Annotated in this window: 20 protein-coding genes; 4 read left to right on the plus strand and 16 right to left on the minus strand. The window is 73.7% G+C overall.

Annotated features, from left to right (window positions below; all coding sequences use genetic code 11):
* Positions 1-76 precede the first annotated feature (76 nt).
* The 7 genes from F603_RS0123235 to F603_RS0123265 all read right to left on the minus strand — a co-directional run bounded on the left by F603_RS0123235 (position 77) and on the right by F603_RS0123265 (position 9348).
* Positions 77-2311, minus strand: coding sequence for a 2-dehydropantoate 2-reductase (locus tag F603_RS0123235; protein ID WP_019548342.1), 2235 nt, complete (start codon positions 2309-2311; stop codon positions 77-79).
* The gene (locus tag F603_RS0123240; protein ID WP_019548343.1) at positions 2308-3192 is read right to left on the minus strand and encodes an SDR family NAD(P)-dependent oxidoreductase; all 885 of its coding nucleotides are present in this window, start codon (positions 3190-3192) and stop codon (positions 2308-2310) included. The genes F603_RS0123235 and F603_RS0123240 overlap by 4 nt, the downstream gene beginning before the upstream one ends.
* Complete coding sequence (locus tag F603_RS0123245) at positions 3192-4505, minus strand: MFS transporter (RefSeq protein ID WP_019548344.1); 1314 nt, start codon at positions 4503-4505, stop codon at positions 3192-3194. Before F603_RS0123245 ends, F603_RS0123240 begins: the two co-directional genes overlap by 1 nt.
* Positions 4502-5452, minus strand: coding sequence for a polysaccharide deacetylase family protein (locus tag F603_RS0123250; protein WP_019548345.1), 951 nt, complete (start codon positions 5450-5452; stop codon positions 4502-4504). The genes F603_RS0123245 and F603_RS0123250 overlap by 4 nt, the downstream gene beginning before the upstream one ends.
* Positions 5453-5523: 71 nt before the next feature.
* Entirely contained in the window at positions 5524-6507 is a 984-nt protein-coding gene (locus F603_RS0123255; RefSeq protein ID WP_019548346.1) for an Lrp/AsnC family transcriptional regulator, read from the minus strand.
* A gap of 234 nt (positions 6508-6741) precedes the next feature.
* Positions 6742-7164 (minus strand): VOC family protein, encoded by a 423-nt coding sequence (locus F603_RS0123260; RefSeq protein ID WP_019548347.1) that lies wholly within the window; start codon positions 7162-7164, stop codon positions 6742-6744.
* A 1086-nt stretch (positions 7165-8250) separates the two neighbouring features.
* Positions 8251-9348: a winged helix DNA-binding domain-containing protein gene (locus tag F603_RS0123265; protein WP_019548348.1), complete on the minus strand. Its 1098-nt coding sequence runs from the start codon at positions 9346-9348 to the stop codon at positions 8251-8253.
* Positions 9349-9595: 247 nt separating this feature from the next.
* On the opposite strand from F603_RS0123265, the gene F603_RS0123270 reads away from it, so the two are divergent.
* On the plus strand, positions 9596-10567 hold the full coding sequence (locus F603_RS0123270) for a helix-turn-helix transcriptional regulator (protein ID WP_037956801.1): 972 nt from the start codon (positions 9596-9598) through the stop codon (positions 10565-10567).
* A gap of 109 nt (positions 10568-10676) precedes the next feature.
* On the opposite strand, the gene F603_RS0123275 is transcribed toward F603_RS0123270, so the two are convergent.
* Genes F603_RS0123275 through F603_RS0123315 form a run of 9 tightly spaced genes read right to left on the minus strand, consistent with a single transcriptional unit; the run spans position 10677 to position 19606 of the window.
* On the minus strand, positions 10677-11702 hold the full coding sequence (locus F603_RS0123275; protein WP_019548350.1) for an ABC transporter ATP-binding protein: 1026 nt from the start codon (positions 11700-11702) through the stop codon (positions 10677-10679).
* Complete coding sequence (locus F603_RS0123280; RefSeq protein WP_019548351.1) at positions 11699-12727, minus strand: ABC transporter ATP-binding protein; 1029 nt, start codon at positions 12725-12727, stop codon at positions 11699-11701. The genes F603_RS0123275 and F603_RS0123280 overlap by 4 nt, the downstream gene beginning before the upstream one ends.
* 49 nt (positions 12728-12776) lie before the next feature.
* Complete coding sequence (locus tag F603_RS0123285; RefSeq protein WP_019548352.1) at positions 12777-13643, minus strand: ABC transporter permease; 867 nt, start codon at positions 13641-13643, stop codon at positions 12777-12779.
* The gene (locus F603_RS0123290) at positions 13640-14566 is read right to left on the minus strand and encodes an ABC transporter permease (RefSeq protein ID WP_019548353.1); all 927 of its coding nucleotides are present in this window, start codon (positions 14564-14566) and stop codon (positions 13640-13642) included. The genes F603_RS0123285 and F603_RS0123290 overlap by 4 nt, the downstream gene beginning before the upstream one ends.
* The gene (locus F603_RS0123295; RefSeq protein WP_019548354.1) at positions 14563-15666 is read right to left on the minus strand and encodes a LacI family DNA-binding transcriptional regulator; all 1104 of its coding nucleotides are present in this window, start codon (positions 15664-15666) and stop codon (positions 14563-14565) included. Before F603_RS0123295 ends, F603_RS0123290 begins: the two co-directional genes overlap by 4 nt.
* Positions 15667-15671: 5 nt before the next feature.
* Entirely contained in the window at positions 15672-17198 is a 1527-nt protein-coding gene (locus F603_RS0123300; RefSeq protein ID WP_019548355.1) for an ABC transporter substrate-binding protein, read from the minus strand.
* Between the two features lie 2 nt (positions 17199-17200).
* A complete protein-coding gene (locus tag F603_RS0123305) occupies positions 17201-17539 on the minus strand; it encodes a hypothetical protein (RefSeq protein ID WP_019548356.1) in 339 nt (112 codons plus the stop codon).
* A gap of 13 nt (positions 17540-17552) precedes the next feature.
* Positions 17553-18467, minus strand: coding sequence for a DUF6772 family protein (locus tag F603_RS0123310; RefSeq protein WP_019548357.1), 915 nt, complete (start codon positions 18465-18467; stop codon positions 17553-17555).
* Positions 18464-19606 carry an exonuclease/endonuclease/phosphatase family protein gene (locus F603_RS0123315; protein WP_019548358.1) on the minus strand — a complete coding sequence of 381 codons (1143 nt, stop codon included), beginning with the start codon at positions 19604-19606 and terminating at the stop codon, positions 18464-18466. Before F603_RS0123315 ends, F603_RS0123310 begins: the two co-directional genes overlap by 4 nt.
* A gap of 414 nt (positions 19607-20020) precedes the next feature.
* Here F603_RS0123315 and F603_RS0123320 point away from each other — a divergent pair, with 414 nt between their 5' ends.
* From F603_RS0123320 to F603_RS35445, 3 genes are all read left to right on the plus strand, one after another.
* A complete protein-coding gene (locus F603_RS0123320; protein ID WP_019548359.1) occupies positions 20021-21481 on the plus strand; it encodes an aldehyde dehydrogenase family protein in 1461 nt (486 codons plus the stop codon).
* A 410-nt stretch (positions 21482-21891) separates the two neighbouring features.
* The gene (locus tag F603_RS0123325) at positions 21892-23157 is read left to right on the plus strand and encodes a sensor histidine kinase (protein WP_019548360.1); all 1266 of its coding nucleotides are present in this window, start codon (positions 21892-21894) and stop codon (positions 23155-23157) included.
* Positions 23158-23295: 138 nt separating this feature from the next.
* Complete coding sequence (locus F603_RS35445; RefSeq protein WP_019548361.1) at positions 23296-23445, plus strand: hypothetical protein; 150 nt, start codon at positions 23296-23298, stop codon at positions 23443-23445.
* The last annotated feature ends 21 nt before the right edge of the window (positions 23446-23466 follow it).

A 23466-nucleotide genomic window follows, 5' to 3' on the forward strand; every position in this document is an offset into this window, starting at 1 on the left:
GCCGACGCCCGTAAGAGCCCGGCGGCCGGAACCGCAACGGGTTCCGGCCGCCGGGCGCGGGGAGCGCGGTGGGACGTCACGCTCCCTGGACGAAGGCCGCCAGTACCCCGGCGGCGAGAGCCGAGCGCTCCACCATGCCGCTGAGCGTGGTGTGCTCGTTGCGGGCGTGGGCGCCGCTGCCCAGGGCTCCGAGTCCGTCGAGGACCGGGACGCCTGCCGCCTGGACGAAGTTGCCGTCGCTCGCGCCGCCGACCGCTGCCTCCCGCAGCTCGACGCCGAGTGGGGCGGCGCACTGGCGGGCGAGCTCGTAGAGGCGCTCGACGTCGGGGGTACGGGCGAAGACGGGCCGGTTCCAGCCGCCCGTCACGTCGACGGAGGTGCGCGAGTCCGCAGGGCGCAGCGCCGCCAACCCGGCGGCCACCCGCCGCTGTTCGTCCACCGAGGCGACGCGGACGTCGAGGTGTGCCTCGGCGGCGCCCGCGGTGACGTTGCTGCGGGTGCCGCCGTGGACGACGCCGACGTTCACCGAGGTGCCGGCCGCCGTGTCGCCGAGTTCGCCGAGTCGGATGATCTGGTGCGCCGCCTCGACGACGGCGCTCGCGCCTGCGGTCGGGTCGAGCCCGGCGTGCGCCTCGCGGCCCGTCACGCGGAGGGTGAAGAGCCCGACGCCCTTGCGGGAGGTCTTGACGGCCCCGTCGGCGCTCGCCTCGAAGACGAGGGCGGCGCGGGCGTGCGCGGCCTCCGCGACGAGCGCCTCGCTGGAGTGCAGGCTGCCGGTCTCCTCGTCCCCGTTGAGCACCAACGTGACGGCGGGGCGCGGGAGTTCGAGCGCGTCGAGGGCGCGCAGCGCCCAGACCGCCTGCACCAGTCCTGCCTTCATGTCGAAGACGCCGGGTCCCGAGATCCGGTCGCCCTCCAGCGCGAAGGGCCACTCCGCGAGGGTGCCGAGCGGCCAGACGGTGTCGTAGTGGCAGAGCAGCAGGACGGGGCGCGGGTCGCCGTCCTCGGAAGCGGCGGGGCCCCGCGCGGGATACCTGCGGACGAGGATGTCGCCGGCGTCCGGCCGCTCCAGCAGCTCCTCCTCAGCGGGTTCGCCGAGCGAGGCGTCGAGCCACTCGCGCAGCCAGGCGAGGCATGCGGCGAGCGCCTCGGTGTCGTCGCTCGGGCTCTCGATGCGGGTGTAGGCGGCGAGGTCGGCGAGGAGCTCCTCGCGGTGCGCGTCGAGCCAGCCGTGGACGGAGCGCGCCTGCGCGTCGTCGAGGAGCGGTGCGGCGGGGAGGCGGGAAGGTCCTGTCGCCAACCGGTCGAGGACGTCGAGGTGTTGCTCGGACATCAGCGACGGGTCGGACTCCAGCTTGCGCAGCCCCTCGACGACGGCCCGCAGCACGGGCGTCTCGACGCCGACCTCCTCGGCACGGGTGAAGACGGTGGCGTAGTGGGTGGTCACCTCGACCGGCCTGCGGCGCACGGCGAGGTCGCGCCAGATGCCGCTGCGGTCCTTGGGCATCGTCCGCAGCCAGGCGACGAGCCGGTCGGTGGCGCCTTCGCGGACCTCGGGCGCCGCGTCGCGGCGGAAGGCCGGCGCCTCGAAGGCGTCGAACGACTCCAGTCGCACTCCGAGGCGGTCGGCTACGTCGAAGACCTCGCGCGCGACGGCGTGCGCTGCGGTCCTGTGGCGGTCGAGGAGGTCGGCCATCGGGGCGTCGGCGAGCGCACTGGCGGCGAGCATCGCGCCGAACCCGGCCTTCGCCCACAGGAATCCCTCGACGTTGCCGCTCGCCTCGGCGGGGCCCTGGCCGCGCAGCGCGTCGACGAGGCGCAGCACCCGTGCGTCGTCGGCGCCCTGCGGGGACCCGACGACGAGGGCTCCGGCACCGCCGTCCCTGATCACGCCGGGGTCCACGACGTCGGCGAAGATGTTGACGAAGGCCGGCACGGTGCGCCCGGCGCCGACGTGCCGTGCGATGTCCTCCTCGTTGAAGCCGTTCTGGAGCGAGACGACGTAGCCGTCGGCGGAGAGTCGCGGCGCTATCCACGCCATCGCCTCCTCCGTCGCCTGCGCCTTGACCGCCAACAGAACCTGGTCGAGCGGGAGTTCGGCGAGCTCCTCAGGGGTGCCCGCGGCAGCGAGGTGCGCGGTCTCGGTGGTGCCGTCGGGGCGGGTGACGGTGAGGCCGTGGGTGCGCATCGCCGCGGTGTGCGCCGCGTCGGCGTCGACGACGGTGACGGAGTGCCCGGCCCGGGCGAGGCGGTACGCGAGGGTGCCGCCGATGGCACCGCCTCCGACCACGGTGTAGGCGTCGCCGGTCATGCGGGGGTTCCTTTCGTCGTGCGGGGTTCGGGGGCGGCGTCCTCGGGTGGGGTGCCGTCCGCCGCGTGTGCCGTCGGACGCGGTGGCCACAGGCGCGGGAGGCCGCCGGCGCCGGTGGCTGAACCGCCGTCGACGCGGAGCACCTCGCCGGTGATCCACGCGGCGTCTGAGCCCGCGATCCACCGCACCGCCCGCGCGACGTCGGCCGGCGTCCCGGCCCGGCCGAGCGGGTTGACGGAGACGGCCTCCGCGTACTCGGGGGCCACCGGGTTCACTTCGCTCGCCACCGGCACGAAGCCGGGGCTGACGGCGTTGACGCGGATGCCGTGCGGGCCGAGTTCGAGGGCTGCGGCACGCGTCGCCATCTCCAGGGCCGCCTTCGACGTGGCGTACGGGCCGCCGCCCGGCCGGGCGCGGAGCGCGGCGCCGGAGGAGATGTTGACGACGGACGCCGGGCGGCCGGCCGCCACCGCGCGCCGGCCGAGTTCGGCGGTGGCGAGCACGGGGGCGCGGGTGTTGAGCGCCTGGAGCGCGTCCCAGGACTCGGCGGTGACGTCGAGCATGTCGGTCGACGGGTACCGGCCGGCGGCGTTGACGAGCACGTCGACGGGGCCGTGGGCTTCCCAGGCCGCACGCACCGCGGCGGCGGGCCCGTCCGCCGACGCGAGGTCGGCGGCGTGCACCTCGACCGTGCAGGGGGCGCCGCTCTCGGCGGCGACGGCGCGGACCGTCTCCGCCGCCTCGTCGAGCCGCTCGGGCGCGACGTCGACGAGGGTGAGGACGTCGCCCGCGCCGGCCGGGTGCGCGGCGAACTCGCGTGCCACGGCGGCCCCGATGCCGCCGGCTGCGCCGGTGACCAGGGTGTGGCGGATCGCGTCCATCAGTCGAACTCCTTGTCCTTGGTCTCCGGCATCGTCAGGTAGACGATGAGCGAGATCAGCGAGGCGCCGGCGACGTAGATCCACAACTGGTCGCGGTGGCCCGCCTCGTTGAGCCAGGTCGTGACGTAGGGCGCGGTGCCGCCGAAGAGGGCGACGGCGAGCGCGTACGGCAGCGCGATGCCGGTGGCGCGGACCTCGGGCGGGAACTGCTCGGCCATGATCACCGCGCAGTTCGCCGAGTAGCCGAGGATCAGCAGGACGCCGACGAGCTGCACGAGGAAGACGCTGAGGAAGCTGTCGCTCATCAGGTGCAGCAACGGCCAGGCGAGCACGACGAACCCGCCGGCGAAGACGGACATCGTCGGCTTCCTGCCGACGCGGTCGGAGAGGATGCCGGCGAACGGCAGCGCCACGACGAAGACGACGAGGCAGAGGGTCTGCGAGAGCAGCGCCGTCTCCAGCGGGATGCCGGTGGTGAGGTTGGCGTACGTGGGCAGGTAGTTGACCCAGATGTAGTAGGTGAGCGTGCCCGCTACGGTGATGCCGGCGACCCGCAGCGCAGCCGCCGGGTGCTCGACGAACATCGCCTTCAGCGGGTTGCTCCGCGAACGGCCCGAGCTCTGCGCCTCGTTGAAGGACTGCGTGTCCTCCACGGAGACGCGCAGCCACAGCCCGAGCAGCCCGAGGAGGCCGCCCACGACGAACGCGGCGCGCCAGCCCCAGGTGTGGAGCGCGTCCTCGCTCAGGAGCGAGGTGCAGATCGTGCCGAGGAGCGACGCGATGAGCACCCCGCCGCCGACCGACACCTGCTGCCAGGACCCGGCGAAGGCGCGCCGCCCGCGCGCGGCCGACTCGACGAGGAAGGCCGACGAGGAGCCGAACTCCCCACCGGCGGAGAACCCTTGGACGAGCCGCGCGAGGAGCAGCACCACGGGCGCCACGATGCCGATCGTCTCGTAACCGGGTGCGAGCGCGATGACGAAGGAGGAGCCGGCCATCAGCCCGATGGTGAGCGTCAGGCCCTTCTTCCGGCCGTTCCGGTCGGCGTAGGCGCCGAGCACGGCTGCGCCTATCGGCCGCATCACGAAGCCGACGGCGAAGACGGCGAGCGTCGCCAGCAGCGCGACGGCGCCTTCGGACTTCGGGAAGAAGACGTCCGCGATGACGGCGGCGAAGATGGAGTAGAGCGCCCAGTCCACCCACTCGACGGTGTTGCCGATGGTGCCGGCGACGATCGCCTTGCGCTGGCTGCGGCTCAACTTCGTCGTGGCTGCGGTGGCTTCGGCGGAGCGCGACGGTGTTCCGGTGCTCATCGGTCCTGCTCCTGGGTACGGGGGACGGCGGGGGACGCGGCCTCGTGCGACGGGGCGTCGAGGACCGCCCGTGCGGCGTCGGCGAGTTCGGCGTGGGTGGCGAACCAGACGTCGTGCGCGCGGATGTGGTCGAGGAGCTCGCGGAGGATCACGATCCGCGACCGGTGCCCGATGACGTGCGGGTGGAGGGTGAGTTGGAAGACGCCGCCGCTGCGGTACGCCTCGTCGAACTCGTCGCGCCAGATCTCCAGTACGTCGCGCGGGCGGGTGTGGGGGCGCACGGAGCCGTAGCGGTCCATCGTGAAGTAGGGCGCGTCGTCGCGGACCCAGTCGACCGGGACCTCCACGAGTCCCGTCGGGCTGCCGTCGGCGAGGATCTCGTACGGCTCGTCGTCGGCCATCAGCGAGGAGTCGTAGGCGAAGCCGAGGTCGAGGACGGTGGAGAGGGTCGAGTCCGAGAAGTCCCAGGAGGGGGTGCGGATGCCCCGCGGGCGGGCGCCCGTGAGCTCCTCCAGGGTCTCCGCCGCGCGCTGGATGAGGGCGCGTTCGTCGGCGGCGTCGAGGAGGGTGTTCCGCTCGTGTATCCAGCCGTGCACGCCTATCTCGTGGCCGTGCTCGACGTAGCCGCGCGCCTCGTCCGGGTGGAGCAGTGCGGAGACCGCCGGCATGAAGAACGTCGCGGGCACCTCGCGTGCGGCGAGCAGCTCCAGCACCCGGCGGGCTCCGACGCGCGCGCCGTACTCGCCCTGGGCGAGCCGGCCGGGGCTGGTCTCGCCGTCACGCAGGGGGATCGTCTCGTGGTCGGAGTCGAAGGAGAGCGCGACCGCGGCGCGGGCGCCCCCGGGCCAGCGCTCGGGCGTCAGGGCGCGCCCCGCGCGCACGGCGTCGACGTGCCCGCGCCAGGTGGATTCAGGCCACTGCCAGGAGGGGGTGTTCGGAGTCGGCATGGGAGCCTCCGGGGATGAGGGACGTACGGCCGGTCGCTGAGCAACGGGCCGGGAGGGGCGGGGAGTCGGGGTCAGGCGACGAACTGGTCCATGCGCGTCCACGCGCCTTTGAGGGTGACCAGGTGGAGGGTGACGTCCGAAGCGTTGAGCCCGGGGAGGGACCCGATCACTTCGTCGGTGTAGCGGAAGAGGTCGGTGCGGCGCGGTAGCACCATGTGGCCGACGAGGTTGAAGCGCCCGGTGGAGGCGGCGAGGAACTTCGTTCCCGGGTGCTGGGCGAGCTGCCGTCCTGCCTTCTCCAGCCGGCCCGGGTCGATCGAGAGCCAGAGCATGAACTCCGCCTCGAAGCCGAGCAGCGCCGGTTCGGCGAGGGTGCGGAAGTGCAGGATGCCGCGGCGCAGCATCCGGTCGAGCGCCCGCGAGACGCTCGACTCGCTGCGGCCGAGCGTCCGCGCGACGGTGCTCACCGGGAGCCTCCCGTCGTGCGCGAGCTCGCCGACGACGGCGCTCTCCAGCTCCGTCAGCGTCCGCGGCGCCCGATCCCAGTCGTCCCGCTCGTACGGTGGCGCCTGGGTGGGGCGCAGCTCGGTCCGCGCTTCGGCGGGCAGCAGCCCGGTGTCCCACAGCGCGGCCGAGGTGAACGTGCGGATGACGGCGACGTGTTCGTTGCTGGTGATCAAGTGGGCGCCGGGCAGGTCGGTGTAGAGGAGCCGCAACAGCTCCTCGTTGTCCCGCGCGACGAAGTCGACGATCAGGTCGGCGGTCCCCGTCACCAGTGCGAGGAAGCGCACCTCGGGGTGGCAGGCGAGGATCTCGGCGAGCTGGAGCCCTTTGCCCGGGCGTGCCTGGACGCGCACGAGCATCGACGAGCCGGCCCCCGTGCGGTCCAGTTCGACGGCGCCGACGACGTGGAGCAGCCGGCGGGAGCGCAGCGCGTGGAACCGGCGCTGCGCCGTGGTCTCGGTGGTCCCGGCCCAGCGCGCGATGCTCGCCCACGGCGCACGACCGTTGAGCTGGAGCGCCGCTATGAGGCGGCGGTCCAGCGCATCGATCATCTCGGCGCTCGCCCGTGGGGTCATGGCCGGAAGTTATGCGTGGCCTGATCCGACCGTCAATGCCGGAATCCTGCACCGGCGGCTGCTGAGAGTGATGCTTCCACCGAGCAGCGCACGCTGTGTGCGGGATCTGCCCAGCTCGTGGAAGTCCCGTACGGGGTCGGGGCGGTGCGGATACCCGTCACCGGGGATTTCGTGCGGGCGGCGGCGGGCCTCCCCGCCGCCGCCTGCTGCTCAGCCGCCGTACTCGCTCGCGACGTCGACGACCCAGACGATCCCGAAGCGGTCGGTGAGCATGCCGTAGAGCGGGGCCCACTGCGACGGCGCCAACGGGTGCGCGACGGTCGCCCCTGCGGAGAGCTTCTCCCAGTAGCCCGTGATCTCCTCCTCGGTCTCCCCGCGGAGGGAGAGGAAGAACGCGTTCTCGCCACGGTTCCACGGCGTCCCCGCGGGGACGTCGTACGCCATCACGTGGAAGCCGTTGTCCGCGACGACCTGCCCCCACGTGACGTGCTTCACTTCGGTCTGGTCCGACACGATGCCGGCGTCCCCGTACGTGACGACGGCGATCTCGCCGCCGAAGACGGAGTGGTAGAACTCGAGCGCTGCGCGGGCGTCGCCCCGGAAGTTGAGGTGGGCGACGGACTTGACGGACATGGTGGCTCCCAGCCTTCTCGTTCCCGGGCGCGAGGCTCGGGACGTGCGGCCGACCGCGGGAGGCGGCCGGTGCGTCGTGGTTCGACCTGGGAGACGTTCGCAGGGGGTGCGGACAGGGGGTGTCCGCTTCTCGTTTCCGTGCGGGAAGTCGGTCTCCGGCGAGGCGTCTCCGAGCAGCTTTGGTGAGGGCGGGGCAACTCGCGGGGCGGTGACGGGCCGGGGGTGCCGTCCGAGGCGCGGGAGCGGAAGTCCCGTTGCCTGTAGGGGACTTGGCGGGCCGGAGGTGGCAGCCGGCTGGACGCCGGGGCCGGAGTTGTGCCGGACGCGGGGATGGCCCTGGCTGCCGCCGCCGGAATCCGTGCGTCCACCGCGTCGAATGCGGGCGCCTTGGCGGGGAGGCGCTCGCAGGAGGTGACGGCGGGACGTGTTCACCTCTCAGCCCTGTGCGAGGGGTTGCCCACTGCCGAGCCACAGGCCCGTGGAGTATCGCGGCAGGCTATTGGCAGCTCGCACCAGGCCGCACCGCTCCGGGCACGGAAGCGCAAGTCCCCTCCTCGTAAGGCACTTGGCAGGTCGGTGGCGGCAGCCGGAGAAGGCGACCGGACGTCGAGCGCAAGCCGTCCGGGTCCGAGACGCTGCCGCCTCGGACACCGTGCCTCAACCGCGCCGAATTCGCCCGACGGTCGTTGGCCGGCTGCGCGGTGAGACAACAACTCGGCGGGGAATTGGCAGCACGCCGCACTGCTCCGGGCATGGACGGGAAAGAGTCCTTTCACCGTAAGCGACTTGCGCGGGAAGGCGACCCCCGGAAAGGGCGGCTGACCACCGCACGCACGTCGGCTGCCCACAGGGTCGTCCAGGACGCCGCCCCCCGGCCCCGTGCCTCAACCGCCTCGCAGGAGAAGCTTCGCCTTCGACGGCGCGGCTGCACCCGGCACGCCGACGGACGGCAGCCGGGGCGCAAGGACTCCCCGCGGCCGGCCGCGCTGCTGCCGAACGGTCCGACATCCCCTTCCCCGCGAGCTCCCGGCCCCTCGCCTCCCCGAGCAGCAGCAGAACTCCCCCTGTCACGCGACGAGTTGCCCCTCACCCCGGCGCGACGATGCGCACGCGGTCGCTCTCGCCGTCGGAGAGGAAGGAAGCGAGGCTGCTCCCCTCCTCCGTCACGTCGGTGCGCTCGGCTCGGGTGAGCGGGCGGAGCGGGGTCACGGTGACGGTGTGCGCGTCGGCGGTCCAGGTGGCGGCGGCCCGGCCGTCGATCAGGGCCAGTCGGGCTCCCGTGACGGAGAGGCCGCGGTGGGCGTCGTCGATGAGGCGGGTGCGGTCGTGGTAGCCGAGGATCGCGTTGTCGAAGGACGGGAGGAAGCGGACGGGCGCGGGGGTGTCCGGGTCGGGGCGCGGGGCGTCGGGGAGGTCAAGGAGTTCGCGGCCGCGCTCGTCGCGGAAGGAGACCAACTCGCCGCGGACGGCGGCGACTGCGGCCGGGAGCCCGGCGAGGCCGCACCAGGCGCGCAGGTCGGCGGAGGCGGCCGGGCCGAAGGCCGCCAGGTAGCGGCGGACCAGCGTCTCGCCGACCGGGTCGGTCCCCTCCGGTGCGGGCGGGTCGGTCTCGCGGCCGAGCCAGGAGGCGAGCGGGGTGTTGCGCACCCCCGACCGCACGCGCCACTGCCCGCGCGGCGGCCGCTGCACCATGGGGACGAGCGCGGCGACGGCCGTCTCACCCAGCGCCCTCGTGCCGGGCGCCGGCCAGCGCTCGGCGAGGGCGCGCGCGAGGGCGGCCGTCGAGCGGGGTTCCCCGTCGGCGAAGAGGGCGCGGGTTGCGGCGGCGAGCTCGTCGAGGTCCACGCCGTCGAGTGCACTGCGGTGGACGCCCAACACCCGCTGGCGAAGCATGGCGTGGTGGCGGGCGCGCCAGGCGAGCGCGTCGTCCGCCGTCAGCAGGTGGACGGTGCGGCGCATCAGGTGGGTCCTCACCACGTCGCGCCCGGTGAGCAGGGTGTCGAGCGCGGTCGGTGAGAACCGGCGCAGGCGCGACCACAGCCCGGTGAACGGCTCCTGCGGCTCCTGTGCTTGCAGGCCGCAGAGGTGCGCGACGGCCTGGAGTGGCGGCATGTCGGCCCGGTCGAGGAGGAGTTGGCGGGCGAGCGTCGCGCGGTTGAGCGTTCTGGTGTCGAGGACGGTCATCGGGGCCGCCGCTGCTGCGCCGGGCGCCGGGCCGCCGGGCTCGATGAGCGGTGCGGCGCGGGGATCTTCCGTCCCGCCGGCGGACGGGCGGTGCGCCGGGAGTCGACCGACGCGTGCCGGGCTGTCTCTCGCAGGTCCACAGTGTTTCCTTCCGGACGTGTGCGACCGCGGCGGGTCGCAAGTACGGGAGGACGTTCGCAGGAGAAGCGGTCGATTGCTGTCCGCTTTCCGGGGCACCATGGACGTCATGCCGAAGACCTCCGCGCGGCTGCTGTCGCTCCTCTCGCTGCTCCAGGTGCGGCGGGACTGGCCGGGGGCGCTCCTCGCCGAACGCCTGGAGGTCAGCGCCCGCACCGTGCGCCGCGACGTCGACCGGCTGCGGGAGCTCGGCTACCCTGTCGCGGCCCTCAAGGGGCCCGAGGGCGGCTACCGGTTGGAGGCCGGCGCCGAGCTGCCGCCGCTGCGCTTCGACGACGAGCAGGCCGTCGCCCTCGCCGTCGCGCTCCGGCTCGCCACCACCAGCGGTGTCGGCATCGAGGAGGCCGCGGCGCGTGCCCTGGCCACCGTCCGGCAGGTCATGCCGGCCCGGCTGCGCCACCGCGTCGACGCCCTCCGCGTCACCGCCGTCGAGGGCGAGCGGTCCGGGACGCTCGACAGCGGCGTGCTCGTCGCGCTCGGTGCCGCCGTCCACGCGTGCGAGGTGCTGCGCTTCGACTACGCCCCCGTGTCCGCAGCAGCCGACGGGGCGCCGCAGCGCCGGCGCGCGGAGCCCCACCACCTGGTCGTCAGGGACGGCCGCTGGTACCTCGTCGCGTGGGACCTCGACCGCTCCGGCTGGCGCACCTTCCGCGCCGACCGCATCACCCCGCGCATCCCGACGGGCCCGGGCTTCACACCGCGCGAGCCGCCCGGCGGCGACGTTGCCGCCTTCGTCGCCGACAGGTTCCGCGGCGGCTCGGGCGGTTGGCCCTGCCTCGGCGAGGTGCTCCTCGACCTGCCGGCCGCCGCGGTGTCGGCGTACCTGCGCGACGGCGTCGTGGAGGAGCTCGGTCCCGACCGCTGCCGCCTCGTCCTGGGTTCGTGGTCCTGGATCGGCCTCGCCGCAGAGCTGGGAAGGTTCGACGCAGCGATCGAGGTCGTCGGACCCGCCGAACTGCGGGAGGCGTGCGCACGGTTGGCACACAGGTACGCGGACGCCGCGGCCGAGCCCTCCCCTTAGCGTCCTGCCGGGGCGACGCCGCGGACGGGCGCACCACCGTCGGAGCCGCCGAACCACGCGGGACGGGAGCGCAGTTGCGCCCCGGTACGCGCACGCCACGCCCGACCCCTCAGGAGCCGCCCCCGGCCGGATACGCCGTCGTCTCCGCGCCGTCCGCGTAATGGCAGGCGACGGGATGGCCGACGCCGGGGCGCGGCACGAGCGGCGGCGTCTCACGGGCGCAGTGCTCGGTGGCGAGCCAGCAGCGGGTGCGGAAGCGGCAGCCGGAGGGTGGAGCTGCGGGTGACGGGACGTCGCCGAGGAGGGGTATCTCGCGTGAGGGGAGGCCGGGGCGGTCCCGGAGGGAGGGGACGGCGGAGAGCAGGGCCCTCGTGTACGGGTGTTGCGGGTTGCGGAAGACCTCGTCCGTCGGCCCGGACTCGACGACGGTGCCGACGTACATCACCACCACCTCGTGCGCGAGGTGCCGCACCACGTCGAGGTCGTGCGAGATGAAGAGGTAGGAGACGCCCAGCTCCTCCTGGAGGTCGGCGAGGAGGTTGAGGATCTGCGCCTGCACGGAGACGTCCAGCGCCGATACGGCCTCGTCGCAGACGATGAGGCGCGGCCCGAGCGCCAACGCCCTGGCGATGCTGACGCGTTGGCACTGGCCCCCGGAGAGCTCGTGCGGCCTGCGGCCTGCGTGCTCGGGGCCGAGGCCGACGAGTCCCAGGAGCCGGGCGGTCTCGGCGGCGTGGTCGGCGGGTGCGACCGTGCCGCGGTGGATGCGCCATCCCTCGGCGATGAGCTCGGCCACGGTCATCCTGGGGTTGAGCGCGGTGAACGGGTCCTGGAAGACCATCTGGAGCTCCCGCGCGAGCCGCCTCCGCTCCCGCCGCGAGACGGTGCCGAGGTCCCGTCCCGCGAACTCGACCCGCCCGGAGAAGGGCGCCCGCAGACCGACCACGGCGCGCGCCAGCGTCGTCTTGCCGCACCCCGACTCCCCCACCACCCCGACCGTCCGCGCCGCGGGTACGGCAAGGTCGACGCCGGCCACCGCCGGTATGCGGTGCCGCGCGAGGCCGACGCGGTGGACGTAACCGGCGTGCAGGTCCTCCACTTTGAGCAGCGCACCGTCCCTTGCCTCGACGCTCACAGGTCGCTCCCTCCGTAAGGCCCGCCGGGTGCCGTCCCGGCGAGGACGCTCTCCGCGTGGTGGCACGCGGCCCCGCGCCCGTCCGCGAGGGTGCGCAGGAGGGGGCGCTCGGTGGTGCAGCGGGCGGTGGCGAAGGCGCACCGCGGGTGGAAGGCGCAGCCGTCCGGTACGCGTCCCGGGTCCGGCGGGTGCCCGGCGATCGACCGCAACCTGGGCTCGCCGGCCGCCGCTTCGGGCACCGCCTCCATGAGGCCGCGTGTGTAGGGGTGCGCCGGCGCGGCGTAGACGGTGTCGAGGTCGCCCTGCTCGACGATGCGGCCCGCGTAGACCACGGCTACCTCCTGCGCGAGCTTCGCCACGACGCCGAGGTCGTGCGAGACGAGCAGCATGGCGAGCCCCGCGGCGCGCTGCCGCTCGGCGAGGAGCCGGAGGATCTGCGCCTGGACGGTGACGTCGAGGGCCGTCGTCGGCTCGTCGGCGAGGAGCACGGCCGGCTCCAACGCCAACGCCATGGCGACGACGGCGCGTTGGCGCATCCCACCGGAGAACTCGTGCGGGTGGGCGTGGTAGCGGCGCTCGGGCTCCGGGATACCGACGGTCTCCATCAGCGCGACGGCCTTCTCCCGCGCCCGCGCCCTGCTGTCGCCGAGCCTGCGCCGGAACGGCTCCGCGATCTGCCAGCCGACGGTGAACGCCGGGTTGAGCGCGGAGGCGGGGTCCTGGAAGACCATCGCGATCCTCGTCCCGCGCACCGCGCGCCACTGCCGGGGCGTGAACTCCCCCGTATCGGCGCCCTCGACGCGCACCGAGCCCGAGGCGACCCGGGCGCCCGCGGGGAGGAGGCCCATGAAGGCGAGCGAGGTGAGGCTCTTGCCGCTCCCCGACTCGCCCACCAGGGCCAGCACCCTGCCGCGGTGGAGCGCGAGACTGACGCCGCGGACGACGTCGGTGCCGTCCCGTCCGCTGCCGAAGGCGATGTGCAGGTCCCGCACCTCGGCGGCGGGGCTCTCGTGCGCGGTGGTCATCGGGTCTCCTCTCCGTGCGGGCTCGGACTCGGCACGCTCCGGGGCGCGTTCACAACTGCGCCCGCGGGTCGGAGGCGTCGCGGAACGCGTCCCCGACCGCCCCCACGCAGAGCACGACGAGGGCGAGCGCGAGCGCCGGCACCGTGGAGATCCACCAGGCGGAGCCGAGGTAGTCGCGGCCGAGCGAGACGGTGGCGCCCCAGGACGCCTCGTCGACGGGGACGCCGAGCCCGAGGAAGGAGAGCGACGCCTCGGCGACCATCGTCAGCCCGACCTGCACGGTCCCGGCGACGAGGAGCGGCTGCCAGCACGAGGGCAGGATGTGCCGCAGCAGTATCCGCAGGTGCCCCGCGCCCAGCAGCCGCGCGGAGTTGACGTACTCCAGCTCCCGCGCGGAGAGCGCCGACGCGCGCACCACCCTCGCGAAGATCACCCACCGGGTGACGGCGAGCGTGATCACGATGTTGGTGAGGCTCGGCCCGAGCACCCCCGCGAGGAGGATCGCCAACAGGATGGAGGGAAAGGCGAGTTGGACGTCCCCGATCCGCGAGAGGACGGCGTCGGGCCAGCCGCCGAAGTACCCGGAGACGAGGCCGACGAGGAGCCCCGCGGCGCCGCCCAGCACCACGGTGGCGAGCCCCACGACGAGCGAGACCCGGCTGCCCGCCAGCACGTTGGCGAGCAGGTCGCGCCCGAGCTGGTCGGTGCCGAGCCAGGCGAGGGAGCCGTCCTCGGTGCGGGAGCCGGGCGGCAGGAGGCGGCTCGGCAGGTCGGTGGCGACGGCGTCGTAGGGGTGGAGGACGGGGCCGAGGAGTCCGGCGAGGACGAAGAGGGCGAGCACTCCGAGCGCGATCCACGTGCGGCGGGGCGTACGCCGCCGGGCGCGCGCGGGCGCTTCCAGGGCGGGGGCGCTCATGCGTTCTCCGGGGTGAGTCGTGGGTCGAGCGCGAAGTAGAGCGCGTCGACGAGGAGGTTGAGCACGATGTAGGTGACGGTGATCGTCACGATCGCCGCCTCGACCACGGCGTAGTCGCGGTTGGTGATCGCGTCGACCATCAGGGAGCCGATGCCCGGCCAGGAGAAGACGACCTCGACGATGACGGCGTTGGCGACGAAGTTGCCGAGGAGCAGCCCGAGCACGGTCACCACGGGCACCGCGATGTTCCGTCCCACGTGCACGTACTGGAGGACGCCTTCGCCCGTCCCCTTGGCCCGCGCCGTCCGCACGTACTCCCTCCCGCCCTCCTCCAACGCGCCGTTGCGCACCAGCCGCGCGAGCCAGCCGACGAACGGCACCGCGAGCGTGACGGCGGGGAGCACGGCCGAGGCGGGGCCCGAACCAGCCGTCGACGGAAGCCAGTTGAGCCCGCGCGCGAAGAGCAGGATGAGGACGATGCCCACCCAGAACGACGGGAGGGCCTGCCCGACGAGCGAGAGCGCCGAGACGCAGGTGTCCAGCACGCCCCCGGCCCGCCGGGCGCACGCCATGCCGAGCGGGAAGCCGACGGCGAGCGTCAGCACCAGCGCCAGCACGGCGAGGGCGAGCGTCGCGGGGTAGCGGTCGAGTGTGTTGGCCATGGCGCTGCCGCCGAGCCGCCAGGAGTCGCCGAAGTCGCCGCGGACGACCTCGCCGAGGTGCGTCGCGTACTGCTGGGCGAGCGGTCGGTCGAGGCCGAAGTCGGCGCGTACGGAGGCTATTTGGGCGGGGCTGGCGTCGGGCCCCAGGATGAGCGCGGCCGGGTCGCCCGGCACCACGCGCACGATGACGAAGACGAGGCTGATCGCGCCCCAGGCGACGATGAGGGCCTGTCCCATCCGTCTCAGCAGGAACCTGGTCATGCGTCCTCCACGGGTCCGGTGGACGAGCGCACGACGAGCTCGGCGGCGAGGAGCCGCTGCACCGGGCGCTCGTCGCACGCCGGAGCCTCGCGCACGTCGGGCGCCCCCGGCATCCGCGCGAGCAGCAGGTCGACGGCGGTGGTGCCGACCTCCTCGGCGGGGAGCCGCACCGTCGTGAGCGGCGGGTCGAGGTAGGCGGAGAACGGATGGTCGCCGTTGCCGACGACGGTGACGTCCCGCGGCACCGAGAGGCCCTCCTCGGCGAGGGCGCGGTACAGGCCGAGCGCGAAGTAGTCGTTGCCGGCGAGCACCGCCGTGCCCGGCTGCACTTCGCCGGCGATCCGCCTGCCGAGGCGGTACGCGTCCGAGGGGTCCCACGGGAGGGAGCTGGAGGCGCGGCGCCGCGTCGGGACGCGCAGCACGGTGTGGTCGTCGACGGCGTGCGGGTGGCGGCGCAGGGTGTCGTGGAAGCCGCGGACCCGCTCGGCGACCGGGGAGATTGCCAAGTCCTCCTCGATGAGCAGGAGTCGGCGCGCGCCTCCTTCGAGTACGAGGGCGGTGGCGCGGCGTGCGCTCTCGAAGTAGTCGACGCCGACGAGGTCGGACTCCAGCTCCGCGAGATCCCGGTTGAGCAGGACGACGTCGGTGCCGGCGCTCTTGAGCCGGGCCCAGTGCTCGGCGCCGTCCTGCACCGGCACCGCCAGCACTCCGTCGACGCCCCACCGCAACAGCTCGTCGGCGGCCCGGCGTTCGTTGTCGATGCTGTCCTCGGTGACCATCAGCATCAGCGAGTACCCGTACCTGCGGCCCCGCTCCTCGATGGCGCCGATCAGCCTCGCGTAGAAGGGGTTGGAGGGGTTGGTGATCACCAGGCCGATCGTCATCGCGTTCCGCAGCACCAGGGAGCGCGCCATGGAGTTGGGGACGTAGCCGAGCCGCTCGGCCTCGGCCTCGACGCGTTCCCTGGTGGCGGACGACACCGCGTCCTTGCCGGCGAGGGCCCGCGAGACGGTGTTCACGGAGAGGTCGAGGGAGCCCGCGATGTCGCGGAGCGTGGGGCGGCGGCGCTGCGGTGCGCGGTCGGCGCCGGCTTCGGGCATTCCGCTCACCGCCTTGCCACGTCGGCGAGTTCGGGCTGGTTGTTGGCGGCGGGGGTGAAGCCTGCGAGGTCGCGCCGGAGTCCGTAGGCGGTGACGAGCGTGGCGGGGAAGATGCCGACCGCGTCGTCCCAGAGGGTCTTGCAGGCGTCCCCGTAGAGGCGGGAGCGCTCGTCCTCGTCGGCGGCGCGGTCGGCCTTCGCGAGGACGGCGTCGAGTGCGGGGTTGGCGTAGCCGAGGCGGTTGGCCTTGGAGGTGTAGAGGCGTCCGACGGAGAAGCCGGCGTCCCCCGTGGTGACGGTGTTGGTCTGGAGGTTCATGTCCCAGTCGAGGGTGTTGAGGCGCTCCAGCCACTGGGCCTTCTCGATGCTCTGCGGTTCGACCTCGACGCCGATCTCGCTCCACGCCGAGATCATCGCCTGCGCCAGCTCGCGCGCGAGGGGCCCCGTCGCGTCGAACCACATCAGCGAGGTGCGGAAGCCGCGCGGGAGGCCGGCCTCCCGCAGGGCGCGCCGGGCGGCCGCCGGGTCGTACGCGTACGGGTGCTGCGCGCGGTGCCCGAGGACGGTCGAGGGGATCGGCGCCGTCATCCGCTCGGCGCCGGCGCCGAAGAGCTCGCGGACGAGGCCCCCGATGTCCACGGCCTGCCACATCGCCCGGCGGACCGCGGGGTCGCCGAACGGTTTCCTGGAGCAGTTGAACCAGCTCAAGTAGTACGTCCAGCTCGGGACCGTCTCGACGCGGACGCCTTCGGCGCCCTCCACCTCGGCGAGCTGGTCGGGCGGGATCGGCCAGAGCAGGTCGAGGTCGCCGTTGCGGAGGGCGGTGATCGCGCTCGACGTCTCGGCGACGAACGGCAGCGAGACGGCGGGGAGTCGGGCCCTGCCGCCCCAGTAGGAGTCGTTCCGCTCCAACTCGACGGTGGTGGAGGGCGTGAACCCGGCGACCCGGAAGGGTCCCGAGCCGACCGGGCTCCGCGACTGCGCCGGGTCCGCCACCAGCCGGGCGGGGACGATGAAGAGAAGCGTCAGGTTGACGGGGAGCGCGCCGAGCGGCACCGACGTGGTGAAGGTGACCGTGTGCGCGTCGTCGGCGGTCGCCGAGACGACCGGCTCCCACAGCGGGGTCTGCGCCGACTCGACGGACCTGGTCCGCTTCAGGCAGGCGACGACGTCGCGCGCCGTGAGCCGGCTGCCGTCGTGGAACTGCACGCCGCGCCGCAGGTGGAAGACCCAGGTGGTCGGCGAGGTCCGCTCCCAGGAGCGGGCGAGCCCGGGCGCGAGCTTCTCGCCCTCCCTGCGGACGAGCGTGTCGAAGACGAGCCGCTTGACGATGAGCGTCGCCTCGTCGACCGCCGTGTTCGCCTTGTACGGGTCGAGGTCGGTGACCGGCTGGCCGAAGGCCGCGCGCAGCGCGCCCTCGGGGGCCGCGCCGCTCCCCGTGCCGCAGGCGCCGAGCAGCACGCCTGAGGCGCCGAGGCCGGCGAGCGCGAGGAACTCCCGGCGGGCCAGGGCCGATACGGGACGCGTGCCCATCGCTAGCTCTTCAGCGCCAGGTGGATGTGGACCGTCGTCTCCGCGGAGCCCGTGCCGCCCGGCTCCAGGGTGCCGGCGAGCCGCAGCCAGCCGCCGAAGCGCTCGGAGGTCCAACTGACGAGTGCGGCGTCGACGGGGTGCGGCTCCTCCAGGTCGCACCAGTGGAGGCCGTCGGGCGAGACCTGGGCGCGCACCAGGAGGCGCGCGCCGTCGGGCGCCGGGGCGAGGGTGCGGACGAACCACCGCGCCTCGGCCGCCCAGGCGGCCTCGTACGGCTCGGTGGCGAAAGAGCCCGTGAGGGTGGCGCCGCGCTCCAGCACGGCGGTCAACGACTGACGCATGGACATCCGGCGCCTACCAATCCACCGAGACGAGTACGGAGTCGAGGTACAGGAAGTTCCGCACGTCGGTGTGGGTGCGGACGGAGACGTAGAAGTTGAGGAGGTTGCGCAGCGAGCCGTACTCCTCCGCGTAGGCGGGGACGGGGACACCGCGCATGTCGTGGACGGTGTCGTTGAGTTGCAGCTCGACGTTGGTGCGGGTGCGGGTGTCGATGAGCCACCGCAGGTAGTGCCAGTTGACCTTGGTCGGGACCTCGTTGTAGCAGAGCTCCTGGGCGTCGCCGAAGGCGTGCCAGTCGTCCGGGTCCGGCGCGGTGAAGTCGGCTGTGGGCGGCAGCTTCAGCCTGCCCTCGAAGTGCTCGCGCGGCGTCGGCTCGGGGACGGCCGGGTAGACCCACTGGCGGCGCGGCCTGTTCGCCAAGTCGGTGTTGAGGTAGCGCGCGACGCAGTGGTAGCGGACGCCGTCGCAGATGTCCGTCGCCACGGTGAAGGCGCCGAACTGGTTCTCCGACGGATGGAAGTTGGCGTCCCACTTCCCCGAACCCGCCGCGTATGCCGCCCTGTTCTCCGCCGAGGCGGCCTCCGACTTGTAGGTCAGATACGTCTCGAACTGCACGAGGCCGCGGCCGGCCATGGTGAGGCGGCGGATGGCGACGCCGGTGTGACCGGTGAGCGGGCGGGTGGCGACCTTGAGCGCGTAGGTGCCGGAGAGGGCACCGTGCGTGCCCACGTCGAAGAAGTTGCACGAACTGAGCTGCGGCGGGCGGAAGTCGCGCATGTGGTCGTCGACGGTGCCCAGGTCGCCGTGCTCGTCGTGGTTGCCGATCAGCTCGACCCAGCCGTGCGCGCCGGTGTCGAAGTCGTCGTGGACGAGGATGCGCGGCAGCGGGTTGAAGCGGGCGAGGGCGGGGTCTTCGGTGCGGGTCATCGCTTCACCACCGGGAGACGGACGGTCGTGTGGACGAGGTTGTGGTCCGAGCGCAGGAGGATGCGGGGCGGCCCCGCGGGGGCGAGGGTCTGCGGCACCAGCGTCCAGTTGCGGACCTCGGTGCCGCGGGCGACGAAGACGTAGTCGAGCTTCCCCTCCCGGCGCGGCAGCGGGATCTCACCGCCGTTGAACGAGGCGAACCCCTGCCCGACGCTGCGCCTGGCCACGGCGAGGCTGTCGACGTAGCCGGCCTCGCCGAACGCCGCGTACGCGCTCGCCTTCGGGTCGCGGCCCTCGGAGTTCATGTCCCCGGCGAAGACGATCGGCAGGTTCCGGGTCGCGGGGTTGTGGCGGGTGAGGTGGGAGATGGTCCGCTTGGCGTCGACGTAGCGGACCTTGTCCCAGTCCTTCGTCCAGCCGTTGGGGTCGGTCGCGCCGTTCTTGCGGTACTCCAGGTGCATGTCGACGACGACGAACCGGGCGCCCGTGCGGCGTTCGCGGAGGGTGTTCCACGTCATCGTCTTGCCGTAGATCTCGGTGGAGTCGGGGAGCCAGAGGAGGTCGTGCGGGAGCGGCCTGCCTCTGCGGTCGAGGTGGCTGAAGCGGGACGCGTCGTAGTAGGTGAAGCGCCCGGCACCGGACTTGAGCGGGTAGCCCTTCCACGGGTGGCGGGTGCCCGCGTAGTCCGCCGGGGCCTCCGCGTAGCCGAGGCGGTGCAGGGCGCGGGTGAGCGGGGCGCGGAACGACTCGACGTCGACGCCGGGTTGCGTCGGCGTCGCGTTGTTGCCGATCTCCTGGGTGGCGACGACGCCGGCGCGGGTCCGTGCGATGTCGTGCGCGACCTTCGCGGCGCGGCCGCCGGCCCAGGGCTTGAGCTTCGTCGCGCAGTCCCGGCCGATCACGGCCTCGCACTCGGCCTTCGTCGGGAGGCAGCCGTGCCCGCAGGTGTTGTAGGTGGCTACGCGCACCTCGAAGGCGCGGGGGCGGTTCTTGCCCTGCGACTGTCCCTGCGGCTGCGCTGCCCGCGCGGCGGCCGGGACGGCCGGGGCGAGGAGCAGGGCCGCGGTCGACGCGGTGCCGAGGAGGACGAGTCGGTGGAGGAGGGGGCTGGGTCTGCGCGCGGATCTGAGGTACGGCATGCGGCGGAACCCTTCGTCGGCAGCGGAGCGGCGGATGGCGGCTCGGAGGGACTGCTGGGGTCGTGCGCGGCAGGACGTGAACGTTCACGTGAACGCTTCGGGCATCGTGGCGCCGATGCCAAGTGCCGTCAATACAGGTGTCGTTGATCTTTTCCGGCCGAATCGACGGGCGGCACCGCACGCGGTCGGAGCGGCGTGAAAAGCGCGGTCGGGCGGCGGTGTACACGGCGGCCACGGGAAGGCGGGGTGCGGGGCGCTGCGTGCCTAGCGCGGAGAGTTCGCAGGTAGTGACGGAGAAGACCGGGGCGTGGTACTTCCCTTGCGAGACACGCACGTGGCCGAAAGAGCGCGCCCGGTTTTCGTCCGGCCCTCCGCGGTACAGGTGCACCCTGCCCCTACGCCCCAGGAGGCGCCATGTCTTCTCTGTTGACACCGCGTTCGCTCGACGGAGCCGTCAGCTCCGGCGGCTGGATCGCACCGGACGGCGAGGTCGTCGACAGCGTGGAGCCCGCCACGGGCGAGGTGCTCGCGCGCGTCGGGCTCTCCGGGCCCGACGGGGTGCGCCGCGCCGCCGCGCAGGCGGCCGACGCGCAGCGCGCGTGGGCGGCCTCGGGCCACGTCGCGCGGATGGGGGTGCTGCGGCGGGCCGCCGACCTGCTCGGGGAGCACCGCGAGGAGTTCATCGAGTGGGTGGTGCGGGAGAGCGGCTCGGTCCGCGGCAAGGCGGAGTACGAAGTGGGCGCCGTCGGCGACGAGTTGCTCGCGGCTGCGGCGCTCGCCGGCGAGCCGCGCGGCAGCGTGCTGCCGGACACGCCGGGGCGCAGCAGCGTCGCCGTGCAGGTGCCGGTGGGTGTCGTCGGTGTGATCAGCCCCTGGAACGTGCCGATGGTCCTCTCGCAGCGTGCCGTGGCGCCCGCGCTGGCGCTGGGGAACGCCGTTGTACTGAAGCCCGACCCCAGGACGGCGGTCTCCGGCGGCCAGTTGTACGCGCGGCTCTTCGAGGAGGCGGGGCTCCCCGAGGGGGTGCTGCACGTGGTGCCGGGCGGCGCCGAGGCGGGTGAGGCGCTCGTCGAGGCACCCGAGGTCGACGTGATCGCGTTCACCGGGTCGACGGCGGTGGGCCGGGCGATCGGCGAACGGGCCGGGAGAGCGCTGAAGCGGACCTCGCTGGAGCTCGGCGGCAACAACCCGCTGGTGGTCCTGGAGGACGCGGACGTGGAGGCGGCCGCGTGGCTCGGTGCGTCGAGCTCCTTCTTCCACCAGGGGCAGGTCTGCATGGCGGCCGGTCGCCACATCGTCGCCGAGGAGCTCGCCGACGCGTACGTGGAGCGGCTCGCCGAGATCGCCGAGGAGTTGCGGGTGGGCGACCCGTGGCGGGAGGAGGTGGAGCTCGGTCCCGTGATCGACGAAGGTCAACTCGCGCGCGTCTGCCGCCTCGTGGAGGAGACGGCGGCGGGCGGCGCCCGGGTGCGCGCGGGCGGTGTGCACCGCGGGCTCTTCGTCCGGCCCACGGTGCTCGACCGGGTGGGGCTGGAGTCGCCGCTCTTCCGCGAGGAGACCTTCGGGCCCGTTGCGCCCGTCGTGCGGGTCGCCGACGAGGAGGCGGCCGTAGCCGTCGCCAACGACTCCGAGTACGGGCTCGTCGCCTCCGTCGTCACGGGCGACCCGCGGCGCGGTGAGGCGCTCGGCGCCCGACTGCGCACGGGCATGGTGCACGTCAACGACCGTACGATCGACGACGATCCGTACGTCCCCTTCGGCGGCGTCGGCGCGTCGGGGAACGGCAGCAGGCACGGAGTCCTCACCAACCGCGGCGAGTTCACCGAGTGGCGCTGGACCACCGTGCGGGATCGGGCCCTGCCCACCCGCCTGTGACCGGCGCCGGGTGTACCCGGCACCACCCTCCACCGGGTGCTCAGGCCCCGTGCGGGCGGGTCTTCGTGCTCGTAAGGTCGAGCGCAGCGGCGTACGGGGACGCCGGCTCGGGAGGCACGCCCGTTACGAGGGGCGCGTTGCGAGCACGGCCGCCGGCAGGGGGCCAACTTGCTTTCGCAGGGCGGCGTCCGCCCGCAGCTTGAGGTGCGGGCACTCAGCACCTCTCGGTCGAGCGAGCGTTGGGGCGCCGGGTGCCGAGTCTGGGATACTCGCGGCGCCGCGTCGTACGTCGCACGGTGTGCCCTGCCGCAGGGCGCACCGCGCACGGTGGAGGCCGCGGCCGGCGCCGGCAGACTCTCTGCGGCAGGGACTGGCAGGCGAGCGGAGGGACGGGGATGCGGCTTCGCCGAATGCTGCTGGCCGGAGTGCGGGGGCTGGCGCTCGCCGTCGTCTCGCTCTGCTGCTCCGCGGTGCTCTTCGTCCTCTGCACGCTCTCGCTCGCGTCCACCGTGCTCGGCGTAGGCGTCGTCACCACGCCGCCGCTCTTCGGCCTCGTGGGCAGGTTCGCCGACTGGCGCCGCCGTCTCGCCGCCGAGTGGGCCGGGGTGCACATCGACGCCGTGCACGCGTCCCCTCCCGAGCCCGCACCCACCGGACTCCTCGCCGGCATCCGCGTGTTCGGGCGCCTGCTGCGGAACCCGGCGACCTGGCGGCAGTTCGGTTGGCTCGCCACCGACATGACGGCCGGCTTCGTCTCGGCGCTGCTCACCGCGGGGCTCGTCTTCTACCCGCTGGAGGGGTACGCGCTCGCGGCCGGCCTGTGGCGGGTGTTCACCGACGGCAGCAGCGTCGGCTACTGGTATGGCTTCGTCCCCATCCAGGGGCAGGCGACGGCGCTCCTCGCGGGCCTGCTGGCGGCGGCGCTCAGCGCGGTGGCGCTCTTCGCCGCACCGCTCCTGCTGACGTTCCACTTCCGGCTCGCCAAGGCGGTGCTCGGCCCGAGCGAGGAGGATCTCCACCGCCGCGTCGACCACCTCACCCGCACCCGCCACGAGGCGGTCGACTTCTCGGCCGCCGAGCTCCGCCGCATCGAACGCGACCTCCACGACGGCGCGCAGGCACGGCTCGTCGCGATGGGGATGAGCCTCGGTGCCGTCGAGGCGCTGATCGAGAAGGACCCGGCGAGGGCCAAGAAGCTGGTGGCGAAGGCGCGTTCGGAGTCGGCCGACGCGCTGGGCGAGCTGCGGGACCTGGTGCGCGGCATCCATCCTCCGGTCCTCGCCGAGCGCGGCCTGGGGCCCGCGCTCGAAGCGCTGGCGCTGCGCACCGCGGTGCCGGTCGAGGTCGATCTGCCGCTGCCGGGGCGGGCGGCGGGGGCGATCGAGTCGGCCGCGTACTTCGCGGTGAGCGAGGTCCTCACCAACGCGGCGAAGCATGCGGAGGCGCGGCGGATCTGGCTCGACGCCGGGTACCGGGACGGGATGCTCCACTTCACCGTCACCGACGACGGGCGCGGCGGCGCGGACGCCGAGGGCTCGGGATTGCGCGGTGTGGCCCGCCGCCTCGGCGCGTTCGACGGCGTCCTCGCCGTCCACAGCCCGAAGGGCGGCCCCACCATGGTGACGATGGAGATCCCTTGCGTGCTCGACGAGGGACGCGGCGCAACGGCGCACTGAGCGGGGCCTGTTGGGCGTCGCGCGTCGACGGGCCGGCGGGAGGCCGCCGCACGCTCCCGCCGTCCGGCAGCCGACCCCCTCGCCCCGCGGCTCATTCCGCCTTGTTGCTGCCGGGTCCGCTCCCGCTAGCCTGTGCCGATGAGCGACGACGGTTCGGACGGGGGCTCCGGCAGCCCGCGAAGGCACAGCGCGGGATCGCTCCGGTGGGGCACGCTGCGCCGGGCGATGCGCTGGGAGACGTTCGCCCTCCTGCTGGCGCTGGTGGTGCTGGCCGCGCTCTTCTCCTGAGCCGGAGGCGGACCGGACCCG

This window comes from Streptomyces sulphureus DSM 40104, from assembly GCF_000381025.1.
Classification (GTDB): Bacteria; Actinomycetota; Actinomycetes; order Streptomycetales; family Streptomycetaceae; genus Streptomyces; species Streptomyces sulphureus.